The organism is Pseudomonas sp. NFX15, assembly GCF_049132105.1.
Taxonomy (GTDB): domain Bacteria; phylum Pseudomonadota; class Gammaproteobacteria; order Pseudomonadales; family Pseudomonadaceae; genus Aquipseudomonas.
This window is the reverse complement of record NZ_JAFMPV010000048.1, coordinates 1-11,798: the sequence shown is the minus strand read 5'-3', so window position 1 is coordinate 11,798 and position 11,798 is coordinate 1. Positions and strand designations below refer to the sequence as shown.

The following is an 11,798-nucleotide window of genomic DNA, read 5'->3' as shown; positions in this document are numbered from 1 at the left end:
GGTGATGCGCAAATACCTGACCGGGTTATGGGCGTGCATGCGTTCTGGAAAAGAATTTGATACGGCCAAGCTTTTCAGCGAAAAACATCTCGCGAAAGCTTGACCGTGAACAGAGTATCTACAGGTTATTCAGTGCCCAAGGATTTGGGGTCAGTCTTCGAACTCGCGGCGTTCGGCTTCGATGGCTTCGGCCAGGGCCTGGGCCTCTGCTTCTTCGTCCGTCAGTTCAGGCTCGGGTTTCGGTGGTTCAAGCGCGGCGACAGCGGCCAGCAGTTTTTCCCGGGCTTCGGCTACACCAAGGATGTCGTCTTCCTGCCCGGGTTCGGGTTCAGGCTCTGGCTGCACGGCTTCAGCCTCTGGTTCGATATCCGCGTGTTCCGAATCAAACTCAGGCGCCACCCCGTCGCGCAAAATGTCATCGAAATCGGTCTTGATCCCCTCTTCCATGCTGTCCAGTTCCAGCAACAGCGTATGGAAGCTGGTTTCTTCTTTCGGCTCCTCCGGCTCGGCACTGGCATCGGCCAACGCTTGCAGACTGGTGGGTACCGGGGCGTCGTCGAAGTCGAGCACTGGATCCGGTTCCAGTTCGCGCAACTCTGCCAGCGGCGGCAAGTCATCGAGGTTCTTCAGGTTGAAGTGATCGAGGAACGCCTTGGTCGTAGCGAACATCGCCGGTTTGCCGGGCACATCACGGTAACCGACGATGCGGATCCACTCGCGCTCCATCAAGGTCTTGACGATGTTGCTGTTGACCGCCACGCCCCGTACGTCTTCGATTTCGCCTCGGGTGATCGGCTGTCGATAGGCGATCAGGGCCATGGTTTCGAGCATGGCGCGCGAATAACGCTGCGGGCGCTCCTCCCACAGTCGACCGACCCATGGCGCAAATTTCTCGCGGATTTGCAGGCGATACCCCGTGGCCACTTCCTTGAGCTCAAAGGCGCGACCATCGCAGGACTTGGCGAGGATCGTCAGGGCCTTCTTGAAGACCGGCGGCTCCGGGCGCTCGCCCTCTTCGAAGAGTTCGAACAGGCTTTCCAAAGATTGCGGCTTTCCCGAGGCCAATAGAAAGGCTTCAAGCAATGGCGCCAGCTCGCGGGGTTCAGTCAGGTTCATGATTCAACTCGTTATTCGGCTCGGGCTCGCACGTGAATCGCCGCGAACGGCTCATTCTGCACCAGTTCGACCAAGGATTCCTTGACCAGCTCGAGAATCGCCATGAAGGTGACCACCACCCCCAGGCGCCCTTCTTCGGCGGTGAACAGCTCGACAAACGGCACGAAGCCGCCGCCCTTGAGCCGCTCCAGCACATCGCTCATGCGTTCGCGGGTGGACAGCGCCTCGCGGCTGACCTGATGGCTTTCGAACATGTCGTCACGGCGCAACACCTCGGCCATGGACAACAGTAGCTCTGACAGGCGCACGTCCGGCAACAATTTGCGCGCCCGCGCCTCCGGGGCGTCTAACTTGGGCACGATTACCTCGCGACCAACGCGGCTCAGGCCGTCGATGCCTTCGGCGGCTGCCTTGAAGCGCTCGTACTCCTGCAAGCGGCGGATCAGTTCGGCGCGCGGGTCGTCTTCCTCGTCCTCGACGGTTTCGGCCCGCGGCAGCAGCATCCGCGACTTGATCTCGGCCAGCATCGCGGCCATCACCAGGTATTCGGCCGCCAGCTCCAGGCGCACCGACTGCATCAACTCGACGTAGCCCATGTACTGGCGAGTGATTTCCGCGACAGGGATATCGAGGATGTTGATGTTCTGTTTGCGGATCAGGTATAGCAGTAAATCCAGCGGGCCTTCGAAGGCTTCGAGAAAGACCTCGAGGGCATCCGGCGGAATGTACAGGTCCAGTGGCATTTCCATGACCGCCTGGCCATAGACCATGGCGAAGGGCAGTTCCTGCTGGGCTCCGGCCTGACTGTCGACGGGTTCTACAGCAGACATCTAGGCCTCGACCATGAACGGCGCAGGGTCGCCGCAACCGACGCGGATGACTTCCGGCTCGCCGTCGGCGAGGTTGATCACGGTGGATGCCTTGATCCCGCCAAAGCCGCCATCGATGATCAAGTCGACCTGATGCTCAAGCAGCTGGCGCATTTCGTACGGGTCGAACATCGGGTCGGTTTCACCAGGCATGATCAGGCTCACGCTCATCAACGGTTCACCGAGCTGCTCCAGCAACGCCAGGGCAATCGGGTGGCTGGGCACCCGCAGGCCGATGGTGCGTTTTTTCGGGTGTAGCAACAGCCGCGGCACTTCGCGGGTGGCGTTGAGAATGAAGGTGTAGGGTCCCGGCAGGTGGGCCTTGAGCAGACGGAAAGTGCCGGTGTCGATCTTGGCAAACAGCCCCAGTTGCGACAGGTCGCAGCAAATCAGCGCGAAGTTGTGCTTTTCATCCAGACCGCGTAACCGGCGCACGCGCTCCACGGCCACCTTGTCGCCGATCTGGCAACCAATTGCGTAGGAAGAGTCTGTGGGATAAATCACCACCCCGCCCTTGCGGATGATTTCGACCGCCTGTTTGATCAGGCGCGGTTGCGGGTTTTCCGGATGAATCTGGAAAAATTGACTCACGTTTTCTACCTGTTCAGACGGCGGCAATAATTGGGTCATGTTTGAATCGACACCATAGCGGTGGCAGATCCTCCGGGAGTGGCCGGTATTCACCGATCTCCGACCACCCGCCTGGGCCATGAAAATCACTGCCGGCACTGACCAGCAGACCGAACTCGCGGGCCAGAATGGCCAGGCTGCCCACTTGCTCGGCAGGCTGGTAACCATTGACCACTTCGATGGCGTGGCCCCCTGCTTGAATATAGTCGGCAATCAGGCGACGGCGTTTGCTGCGCGTAAATTCGTAGTGCCAGGGGTGGGCCAGGCTGACCCAGGCCTTGGCGGCGCGCAGGGTCTCGACGGTTTCTTCCAGCGTCGGCCAGTGTTGCTTGACGTCGCCGAGCTTGCCGGCGCCCAGCCATTTACGGAACGCCTCGGCGCGATCCTTGACGAAACCTTCGCGCACCATCCAGTCGGCGAAATGCGGGCGGGCCGGTGCGTTGCCGCTGTCGCCCAACGCCTGCTGCACCTCACGAGCGCCTTCGAGCGCGCCGGGCATGCCTTTCAACGCCAGTTTGCGGCTGATTTCCTCGGAACGCAGCCAGCGGCCATCACGCAATCTGGCGATGGCCTCGACCAACGGCGCGGCATTCATGTCGAACCCATAGCCCAGCACATGAATGGTCGCGCCGCCCCAGGTGCAGGACAACTCGACGCCGTTGACCAGTTGCATCCCCAACGCGGTCGCCGCGCTACGAGCCTCGTCGAGGCCTTCGAGGGTGTCGTGATCGGTCAAGGCCAGGACTCGCACGCCTTTCTCGAACGCCCGCGCCACCAGAACCGCAGGCGCCAGGGCGCCATCGGAGGCCGTGCTATGGCAGTGCAAATCAACATTCACAGGGCTTTGTAACCTCAAATCAGCTGGCGCTATCGCGCGTCCATATGTTTGTTATTATGCCGCCACATCCTGCTTCTGGCTGCCACTGTGAAACAATTCATCGATTTCATCCCGCTCCTGCTGTTTTTCATCGTTTTCAAAATCGATCCACGGGTCGTCGACATCGCCGGCCATGAGGTCACTGTAGGCGGTATTTACAGTGCCACCGCCATGTTGATCGTCAGTTCCCTGGTGGTCTATGGCACGCTGTTCATCAAACAGCGCAAGCTGGAGAAGAGCCAGTGGCTGACCCTGATCGCCTGCCTGGTCTTCGGTAGCCTGACCCTGGCGTTCCACAGCGAGACGTTCCTGAAGTGGAAAGCCCCAGTGGTCAACTGGCTGTTCGCCCTGGCGTTCATCGGCAGCCACTTCATCGGTGACAGCCTGCTGATCAAGCGCATCATGGGCCACGCACTGACGCTACCGGACGCCGTCTGGACGCGCCTGAACATCGCCTGGATCGTGTTCTTCCTGTTTTGCGGTGCCGCCAACCTGTTTGTCGCGTTCACCTTCCAGAGCTACTGGGTCGACTTCAAGGTCTTCGGCAGCCTGGGCATGACTTTGCTGTTCCTGGTCGGCCAGGGCATCTACCTGTCCCGCCATCTGCACGATGCCGACACCACTACGCCAAAAACCGAGGACTGACATGCTTTACGCAATCATTGCCACAGACGTCGCCAACTCCCTGGAAGCCCGCCTGGCCGCACGCCCGGCGCACCTGGAGCGCCTGCAAGCGCTCAAGGGTGAAGGTCGCATCGTATTGGCCGGCCCGCATCCGGCGATCGACAGCAATGATCCGGGCGCGGCGGGTTTCACCGGCAGCCTGATCGTTGCCGAATTCGATTCCCTGAGCGCCGCCCAGGCCTGGGCCGATGCCGATCCGTATATCGCCGCAGGCGTCTACGCCAACGTTCTGGTCAAGCCGTTCAAGCAAGTCCTGCCGTAAAATCCAGCCCCGCGATGAACCTTGTCGATTCATCGCGTTCTCAATCGCTCATTATTCTTGTTTGCCGGCCGACAACTTGCCCAATACTTGTATTGGAAGCAGGAGTCGCGATGCGCAAGGGTCCGTTGTGTCTGATGTTGGTCACGTTGTCGATCGTGGCACCCGCCCACGGTGAAGAAAGCAGCGAGGGGGGCAATTCGACGCCTCTGTCCTTGAGCGCCGGCAGCCAGATCACCGAGTTGCGGCAACGCTTGAAAGAAAGCGAGCGGCAACGCGAAGAACTGAGCAAACAACTGCAAACGGCCGATGGTGAGCGCGAAAGTCCGCTGCTGTCCCGGTTGCGCCAGGAGAACCAGCGTTTAAAGCTGCAACTCAAGGAAGCCCAGGCCAGCAGTCCGCTGCCACGCCTGCTGACCGACCAGCAACAATGGTTTGTCATTGGCGCCGGGGTAGCGCTATTGGCTCTGCTCTGCGGTATCTTCGCCAGTGGAGCAAGTCGAAAACGTCGACAATGGCTAAATTGAGTGAGTCATGAGCGAGCTGTTACTGATTGATGATGACCAGGAGCTGTGTGAGCTCCTGAGCAGTTGGCTGAGCCAGGAAGGGTTTCAGGTGCGTGCTTGTCACGACGGCCAGAGCGCTCGTCGCGCACTGGCCGAAACCGCCCCGGCGGCCGTTGTACTGGATGTGATGCTGCCCGATGGCAGCGGCCTGGAACTGCTCAAGCAGTTGCGCAGCGATCACCCGGACCTGCCGGTGCTGATGCTCTCGGCCCGCGGCGAACCACTGGACCGCATCCTCGGCCTGGAACTTGGCGCCGACGATTACCTGGCTAAACCCTGCGATCCCAGGGAGCTGACCGCCCGCTTGCGCGCCGTGTTACGTCGTAGCCACCCGGCGGCGGTGTCCAGCCAGATGGAACTGGGCGACCTGTGTTTCAGCCCGGTGCGTGGCGTGGTCAGCATCGATGAACAGGAGTTCGCCCTCACCGTTTCCGAAAGCCGCCTGCTCGAAGCCCTGCTCAAGCAACCCGGCGAGCCCCTCGACAAACAGGAACTGGCGCAGATCGCCCTCGGCCGCAAATTGACCCTGTACGACCGCAGCCTGGACATGCACGTCAGCAACCTGCGCAAGAAAATCGGCCCGCATCCCGATGGCCGCCCGCGCATCGTTGCACTGCGCAGCCGCGGTTACTACTACAGCCTCTAACGAGACACCCCCACCTGTAGGAGCTGGCTTGCCAGCGAAAGCGTCTTCATAAACGACGCAAGGCTCAAGAGCCCCTTCGCCGGCAAGCCGGCTCCTACAGAGGATGTTTTGTCAGGGACATGCAAAACCGTCTTTACCCAAGCTTTACCCTCCGCTGACCGCCGCTGACCTTGTTCTGCGTAATCTGCACTCATCCGGAACGTACCGGGAACGAGACAAGGAGATACACCATGCGCAAGACTCTTATCGCTCTGATGTTCGCCGCCGCCCTGCCGACCGTGGCCATGGCCATGCCTGAAGGCACCGGCCCGATGGATGGACCGATGGACGGTGCGCGCCACGGCGGTCAGATGCACGGCATGCACGGCAAAGGCCCGTACAGCCAACTGGACCTGAGCCGTGAACAGCGCGAGCAGATCCGCAAGATCATGGGCGAGCAGATGCACGAGCGTAAGCAACTGGTCGAGAAATACCTGGAGAAACTCTCGCCAGCCGACCAGAAAGCCATGAAAGACGAAATGACCGCCAAGCACCAAAAAGCCGAAGCTGATGTGCGAGCCGTGCTGAAACCGGATCAACAGAAGAAATTCGACGAGATCCAGAAAAAGCAGGCTGAACGTCGCGCAGAATGGGCCGAGTTCAAGGCCTGGAAGGCGCAGCAACCGCAAAAAGCGCAATAATGCGTTAAACCCGGACCCAATGGCTCGACACCCTTGGGTCTGATGTTTTTGATCTACTGTAGGAGCGAGCTTGCTCGCGATAGCGCTCTTTCAGGCACATTGATGTTGAATGGGCCGACGTTATCGCGAGCAGGCTCGCTCCTACAGTTTTTTGTGCTTGCTTGAGGATTTTCTGTGCGTTCATTGTTCTGGCGTATCCTGGCCAGCTTCTGGCTGGCCATCGCACTGGTTGCAGGGCTTTCCATTCTGCTGGGGCACATGCTCAACCAGGACACCTGGATCCTGAGCCGCCACCCCGGCCTCAACACCCTCGCCGAGCAGTGGACACAAACCTACGAAAGCCAGGGCGAAAACGCTGCGCAGGAGATTCTGCAACAACGCAAACGCCAGTATCACATCGACGTCCAGGTACTCAACGAGAGCGGTGACCCGGTGGTACGTGGCACCTTCCCCAAGCGTGCGGCGGCGTTTGAAGCGCGGCAAAACAGTGACGACCGACGCCTGCCGTGGCGGCGCCTGACCGATGAATTCACCAGCGAAAAAACCGGTGACACCTACCTGTTCATCTACCGCATCCCGCACCCGGAACTGGACGCCTGGCACCGCGAAAGCCTGCTCTGGCCGCTCAGCGCGCTGGGCATCGCGCTGGTGGTGCTGACCTTGTTCAGCTTGTTGGTGACACTTTCCATCACCCGGCCACTCAGCCGCCTGCGCGGAGCGGTACATGACCTGGGGCAAACCACCTATCAACAGAACAGCCTGGTCAAACTGGCCAATCGGCGCGATGAGTTCGGCGTGCTGGCCAACGACTTCAATCGCATGGGGGCACGGCTGCAAAGCCTGATTGGCAGCCAACGCCAATTGCTGCGAGACGTTTCCCACGAACTGCGCTCACCCCTCGCCCGCCTGCGCATTGCATTGGCACTGGCCGAACGGGCTGGCCCGCAGGAACGCGAACTACTGTGGCCGCGCCTGACCCGTGAATGCGATCGGCTGGAAGCGCTGATCAGTGAAATCCTGGTGTTGGCGCGGGTCGACTCCGACAACGCCAGCGCCGAAGAGGTGGACCTGAACGCCTTGCTCAATACCCTGCAAAAGGACGCGCAACTCGGTTCACCCGAGCAACTCGTGCATCTCGAAGCCGAGTCGCAACTGAACCTGAAAGGCTGGCCGACCATGATCGAACGGGCGGTGGACAACCTGCTGCGCAATGCCCAACGCTTCAACCCGCTGGGTGGCCTGCCGATTGAAATGCAGGCGCTGCGTCAGGGTGAACGGATCGTGGTGACCGTGCGTGATCACGGGCCGGGGGTCAATGCCGAACATCTGGGCCAGCTCGGCGAGCCGTTCTATCGGGCGCCGGGGCAGACTGCGGCTGGACACGGCCTTGGCCTGGCGATCGCCCGCCGCGCAGCAGAACGCCATGGTGGCACCTTGGTGCTGGCCAATCACCCGGAGGGCGGTTTCATTGCCAGCCTGGAATTGCCGTTGGTGCCCGGGGCCATCGTACAACCCTGACAGCGGCACCCTTCGAATGGGCTGCATCGATTTACTGTAGGAGCGAGCCTGCTCGCGATGGCGTAGGCAAATCCAACATCAATGTGTCAGAAAGCCTGCCTTCGCGAGCAGGCTCGCTCCTACAAGGTTTACGGTTTGCCAGGCCAGGCGCTGACGAACTCGGCCAGGTCGACTTTCTCGGCAACCCGCGGTTCTTTCTGAGGCGTGCCGAGGTACAGGAACGCGATCACTTCTTCCCCTTCGGCCAGGCCCAAGCCCTTGGCCACATGCGGCGAGTACGCCAGGTCACCGGTGCGCCACACCGCGCCGATGCCCTGCGCATAGGCCGCCAGCAAAATCCCATGGGCCGCACAACCGGCCGCCAGCAACTGCTCGGACTTCGGATACTTGACGTGATCCTGCACGCAAGCAATCACCACGACCACCAGGGGTGCCCGCAGCGGTCCATTGCGTGCCTTGTCGATGGCCGCTTCGTTGACTTCGCTGTCCGAACGTTTTGCCGCTTCGGCCAGCAATTCGCCCATCTGCTCGCGCGCCGCGCCTTCGACCGTCACAAAGCGCCACGGCTGCAAGTGCCCGTGATCCGGGGCACGCATCGCGGCGGCGAATAGCACCTCGCGCTGCTCGGCGGTGGGTGCCGGGTCAATCAGTCGTGGAACGGAAACACGGTTGAGCAAAGCGTCGAGAGCCTGCATCGGCCACCTCCTGAAAAATTTGTGCGGCTATTCTAGCGGTAACTGCCTGCGCAGTGCCGGTTTACATGCCTCGCCCCGCGGGTAGAATGGCGCCCTTTCCACAATCAGCCGAGCGGACCTCATGGCGTTGCCGACCTTACGGATCATTGGTTTCATCATCGGCATCTTCCTGATCACGCTGGCAATCTCCATGGTCGTGCCGATGGCCACGCTGGTCATTTTCGACCGCACCAGCGACCTGCCGTCGTTCCTCTGGTCGAGCATGATCACCTTTGTCGCAGGGCTCGCGCTGGTGATTCCGGGGCGCCCCGAGCACGTGCACCTGCGACCGCGGGACATGTACCTGCTGACGGTCAGCAGCTGGCTGGTGGTGTGCATCTTCGCCGCGCTACCATTTCTGCTGACCCAGCACATCAGCTACACCGACTCGTTCTTCGAAAGCATGTCCGGCATCACCGCCACCGGTTCGACCGTGCTCAGTGGCCTGGACACCATGTCCCCCGGCATCCTGATGTGGCGCTCGCTGCTGCACTGGCTGGGCGGCATCGGTTTCATCGGCATGGCGGTGGCGATTCTGCCGCTGCTGCGCATCGGTGGCATGCGCTTGTTCCAGACCGAATCGTCGGACCGCTCGGAAAAGGTCATGCCCCGCTCGCACATGGTGGCGCGGTTGATCGTGGCGGCCTATGTCGGCATCACCATCGTTGGCAGCCTCGCACTCTGGTGGGCCGGGATGAGCCTGTTTGATGCGATCAATCACGCGATGTCGGCGATTTCCACCGGCGGTTTCTCCACCTCCGACCAGTCCCTGGCCAAGTGGACACAACCGGCGGTGCACTGGGTCACGATCGTCATCATGATTCTCGGCAGCCTGCCGTTCACCCTGTACGTGGCCACCTTGCGGGGGAACCGCAGGGCGCTGATCAGGGATCAACAGGTGCAAGGTTTTCTCGGCATGTTGCTGGTGACCTGGCTGGTGCTCGGCACCTGGTATTGGTGGACCACCAACCTGCATTGGCTGGATGCCCTGCGCCATGTCGCGTTCAACGTGACGTCGGTGGTGACCACCACCGGTTTTGCACTGGGGGACTACAGCTTGTGGGGCAACTTCTCGCTGATGCTGTTCTTCTATCTGGGGTTTGTTGGCGGTTGCTCTGGCTCGACCGCAGGTGGCATCAAGATTTTCCGTTTCCAGGTCGCCTACATTCTGCTCAAGGCCAACCTTAACCAACTGATTCACCCGCGTGCGGTGATCAAGCAGAAGTACAACGGCCACCGCCTCGACGAAGAGATCGTGCGTTCGATCCTGACCTTTTCGTTTTTCTTCGCGATCACCATTTGCGTGATTGCGCTGGCGCTATCGCTGCTTGGGTTGGACTGGATGACCGCCCTCACCGGCGCCGCCAGCACCGTGTCGGGCGTCGGCCCGGGCCTGGGCGAGACCATCGGGCCGGCGGGCAACTTCGCCTCCCTGCCAGACGCCGCCAAGTGGATTCTGTCGTTCGGCATGCTGCTGGGCCGACTGGAGATCATTACGGTGTTTGTGCTGTGTATTCCGGCATTTTGGCGTCATTGACCGCGTCTGGCGTTTGCAGCAGCCGCATCCGGTATTCGCCGGGTGTGGCATCGAACCAGCGACGGAAAGCCCGGAAGAAGTTGCTCGGGTCTGCAAACCCGAGCAGGTAGGCGATTTCCAGCAAGGTCATGGTCGGTTGCGCCAGGTATTGCTCGGCCAGTTCGCGCCGGGTGTCATCCAACAGTACCTGGAAACTCGTGCCCTCTTCCTGCAAGCGTCGCTGCAAGGTGCGCTGGGACAGATGCAGCGTCTGCGCCACGGTGTCGCGCTTGGGTTCGCCCTGCGGTAACAGTCGGCACAACACCTGCCGCGCCTTGTGGGTCACCTTGCTTTCGGAAAAACGCGCCAGGTACTCACCGGCAAAACGGTCATGCAGCAGCGCCATCGCCTCGTTGGCGGTCGGCAGCGGCGCTTCCATGTCGGCACGCTCGAAGATCAGCGCGTCATAGGGCGCATTGAACACCAAGGGTGCATGAAAGGCTTTTTTATAAGGTTCCATGTCCGCCGGCTCAGCGCCTTGCACCAACACTTTGCGTGGCTGCAACGTGCGCCCGGTCAACCAACTGCACAGCGCCAAGGCGCAGGCCAATGAGGCTTCGGCGCTTTGTCGGGTCGGTGGGAGGTGATCGCCGTGCACCGTCAGGATCAGCGCGTAGCCTTCTTCCAGCAGCCTGAAACTCAGGTCGGCGCTCTCGGCGATGATCCGCTGGTAACGCACCAGCCGCTTGAAACCTTCAGCCAGGGTCTGGCTGGACATCAGGGCGTAACCGGTCACATGAAACTGCGCCGGGCGCACCACCTTGCCCATGTTCAGGCCAATAGCCGGGTTACCGGAAAGCTCGACGGCACGCTGCCACAGTCGTGTCATGGAATCTTGCGGGAAGCGCGCATCCGGATCTTCCAGTGCCGCGTAGTCGAGCCCCAGCTGCTTGAACAGAACCCGGCAATCCAGGCCGTCCATTTCCAGTGCTTTGACAATCCCCATCGCCCAGCTTGCAGAAGTCGTTCGTTCGCTCATGGCGTCTACTTACAGGTTGAGCCGCATACCACGGCTGATTACCGAAGGATACTAAAGTGGCGCTGATTGTCACTGGCTGATGCCATTGATCACTCTAGACTCAAATAAGCTGCCCGCCGAACAACTTGCAGTCAGAACAATAACCACAGAGATCGCAGTCGTGGAAAACATCAAACGTTTCAACTGCTTCGCCGAGTTCTATCCCTACTACCTCAGCGAGCACAGCAACAGTACCTGTCGCCGGTTGCACTTTATCGGCACCACCCTGGTTATTTTCATCCTGGCGCTGACCATCGGTCGGGGCGCGTGGATGCTTTTGTGGACCCTGCCCCTGGCCGGTTACAGCTTCGCCTGGGCCGGGCATTTCTTCTTCGAGAAGAACCGCCCGGCAACGTTCCAACATCCTTTCTACAGCCTGCTTGGTGATTTCGTCATGTACCGGGACATGGTGCTGGGTCGCGTTCCGTTCTAGCCAACATCCGTCACAAGAGAACTGCCTATGAATGCCAATGCCCGCTTCACCCACATGAAGGATGGCACGCAAGAAGACTGGGCGATCATCGCCGCAGACTTCAGTGCCTACGCACGACAATTGCCGACACGGATTGTGGCGCACCTGCAGTTACTGGAGGGTGATTTTGGCGGTTTTCCGGTGGATCGGCTG

14 protein-coding genes and 1 pseudogene are annotated in these 11,798 nt (G+C 60.6%); 9 read left to right on the top strand and 6 right to left on the bottom strand.

From position 1 onward, the window contains the following. Window positions 1-150: 150 nt before the first annotated feature. From scpB to J1D76_RS27590, 4 genes are read right to left on the bottom strand one after another with little or no spacing between them, the layout of a single operon-like run. Window positions 151-1,116, bottom strand: coding sequence for an SMC-Scp complex subunit ScpB (scpB, locus tag J1D76_RS27605; RefSeq protein ID WP_421141522.1), 966 nt, complete (start codon window positions 1,114-1,116; stop codon window positions 151-153). A gap of 11 nt (window positions 1,117-1,127) precedes the next feature. Beyond that, window positions 1,128-1,886 (bottom strand): segregation and condensation protein A, encoded by a 759-nt coding sequence (locus J1D76_RS27600; RefSeq protein ID WP_421141523.1) that lies wholly within the window; start codon window positions 1,884-1,886, stop codon window positions 1,128-1,130. Window positions 1,887-1,946: 60 nt separating this feature from the next. Next, a complete protein-coding gene (locus tag J1D76_RS27595; protein WP_421141521.1) occupies window positions 1,947-2,576 on the bottom strand; it encodes an L-threonylcarbamoyladenylate synthase in 630 nt (209 codons plus the stop codon). Window positions 2,577-2,589: 13 nt separating this feature from the next. Next, window positions 2,590-3,453, bottom strand: coding sequence for a PHP domain-containing protein (locus J1D76_RS27590; protein ID WP_421141520.1), 864 nt, complete (start codon window positions 3,451-3,453; stop codon window positions 2,590-2,592). A gap of 87 nt (window positions 3,454-3,540) precedes the next feature. Here J1D76_RS27590 and J1D76_RS27585 point away from each other — a divergent pair, with 87 nt between their 5' ends. The 6 genes from J1D76_RS27585 to J1D76_RS27560 all read left to right on the top strand — a co-directional run bounded on the left by J1D76_RS27585 (window position 3,541) and on the right by J1D76_RS27560 (window position 7,845). Continuing rightward, entirely contained in the window at window positions 3,541-4,137 is a 597-nt protein-coding gene (locus tag J1D76_RS27585; RefSeq protein WP_421141518.1) for a septation protein A, read from the top strand. A 1-nt stretch (window position 4,138) separates the two neighbouring features. Next, window positions 4,139-4,438: a YciI family protein gene (locus J1D76_RS27580; protein ID WP_053156484.1), complete on the top strand. Its 300-nt coding sequence runs from the start codon at window positions 4,139-4,141 to the stop codon at window positions 4,436-4,438. Between the two features lie 110 nt (window positions 4,439-4,548). After that, window positions 4,549-4,962, top strand: a complete 414-nt coding sequence (locus J1D76_RS27575; protein ID WP_421141517.1) for a translation initiation factor 2 — start codon at window positions 4,549-4,551, stop codon at window positions 4,960-4,962. A 7-nt stretch (window positions 4,963-4,969) separates the two neighbouring features. Further along, a complete protein-coding gene (locus J1D76_RS27570; protein WP_421141515.1) occupies window positions 4,970-5,647 on the top strand; it encodes a response regulator transcription factor in 678 nt (225 codons plus the stop codon). Between the two features lie 230 nt (window positions 5,648-5,877). Then, a complete protein-coding gene (locus tag J1D76_RS27565) occupies window positions 5,878-6,327 on the top strand; it encodes an LTXXQ domain protein (RefSeq protein ID WP_421141513.1) in 450 nt (149 codons plus the stop codon). A 174-nt stretch (window positions 6,328-6,501) separates the two neighbouring features. Then, window positions 6,502-7,845 (top strand): ATP-binding protein, encoded by a 1,344-nt coding sequence (locus J1D76_RS27560; RefSeq protein ID WP_421141512.1) that lies wholly within the window; start codon window positions 6,502-6,504, stop codon window positions 7,843-7,845. 128 nt (window positions 7,846-7,973) lie between these two features. Here the strand turns inward: J1D76_RS27560 and J1D76_RS27555 are convergent, their stop codons facing one another. After that, on the bottom strand, window positions 7,974-8,540 hold the full coding sequence (locus J1D76_RS27555; RefSeq protein WP_421141510.1) for an NAD(P)H nitroreductase: 567 nt from the start codon (window positions 8,538-8,540) through the stop codon (window positions 7,974-7,976). 121 nt (window positions 8,541-8,661) lie between these two features. On the opposite strand from J1D76_RS27555, the gene J1D76_RS27550 reads away from it, so the two are divergent. Further along, the gene (locus J1D76_RS27550; protein ID WP_421141509.1) at window positions 8,662-10,116 is read left to right on the top strand and encodes a TrkH family potassium uptake protein; all 1,455 of its coding nucleotides are present in this window, start codon (window positions 8,662-8,664) and stop codon (window positions 10,114-10,116) included. Here the strand turns inward: J1D76_RS27550 and J1D76_RS27545 are convergent. After that, window positions 10,073-11,134 carry an AraC family transcriptional regulator gene (locus J1D76_RS27545; protein WP_421141508.1) on the bottom strand — a complete coding sequence of 354 codons (1,062 nt, stop codon included), beginning with the start codon at window positions 11,132-11,134 and terminating at the stop codon, window positions 10,073-10,075. The genes J1D76_RS27550 and J1D76_RS27545 overlap by 44 nt on opposite strands. A gap of 160 nt (window positions 11,135-11,294) precedes the next feature. On the opposite strand from J1D76_RS27545, the gene J1D76_RS27540 reads away from it, so the two are divergent. Both J1D76_RS27540 and J1D76_RS27535 read left to right on the top strand, forming a co-directional pair. Then, entirely contained in the window at window positions 11,295-11,606 is a 312-nt protein-coding gene (locus tag J1D76_RS27540) for an Mpo1-like protein (RefSeq protein ID WP_421141506.1), read from the top strand. A gap of 27 nt (window positions 11,607-11,633) precedes the next feature. Then, window positions 11,634-11,798, top strand: a pseudogene (locus J1D76_RS27535) (phosphohydrolase); the annotation flags it as partial.

Excerpts from the sequence above, each read along its gene's own strand:
- scpB (WP_421141522.1), bottom strand. The coding sequence starts at position 1,116 with ATGAACCTGACTGAACCCCGCGAGCTGGCGCCATTGCTTGAAGCCTTT.
- J1D76_RS27600 (WP_421141523.1), bottom strand. The coding sequence starts at position 1,886 with ATGGTCTATGGCCAGGCGGTCATGGAAATGCCACTGGACCTGTACATT.
- J1D76_RS27580 (WP_053156484.1), top strand. The coding sequence starts at position 4,139 with ATGCTTTACGCAATCATTGCCACAGACGTCGCCAACTCCCTGGAAGCC.
- J1D76_RS27575 (WP_421141517.1), top strand. The coding sequence starts at position 4,549 with ATGCGCAAGGGTCCGTTGTGTCTGATGTTGGTCACGTTGTCGATCGTG.
- J1D76_RS27570 (WP_421141515.1), top strand. The coding sequence starts at position 4,970 with ATGAGCGAGCTGTTACTGATTGATGATGACCAGGAGCTGTGTGAGCTC.
- J1D76_RS27565 (WP_421141513.1), top strand. The coding sequence starts at position 5,878 with ATGCGCAAGACTCTTATCGCTCTGATGTTCGCCGCCGCCCTGCCGACC.
- J1D76_RS27555 (WP_421141510.1), bottom strand. The coding sequence starts at position 8,540 with ATGCAGGCTCTCGACGCTTTGCTCAACCGTGTTTCCGTTCCACGACTG.
- J1D76_RS27550 (WP_421141509.1), top strand. The coding sequence starts at position 8,662 with ATGGCGTTGCCGACCTTACGGATCATTGGTTTCATCATCGGCATCTTC.
- J1D76_RS27545 (WP_421141508.1), bottom strand. The coding sequence starts at position 11,134 with ATGAGCGAACGAACGACTTCTGCAAGCTGGGCGATGGGGATTGTCAAA.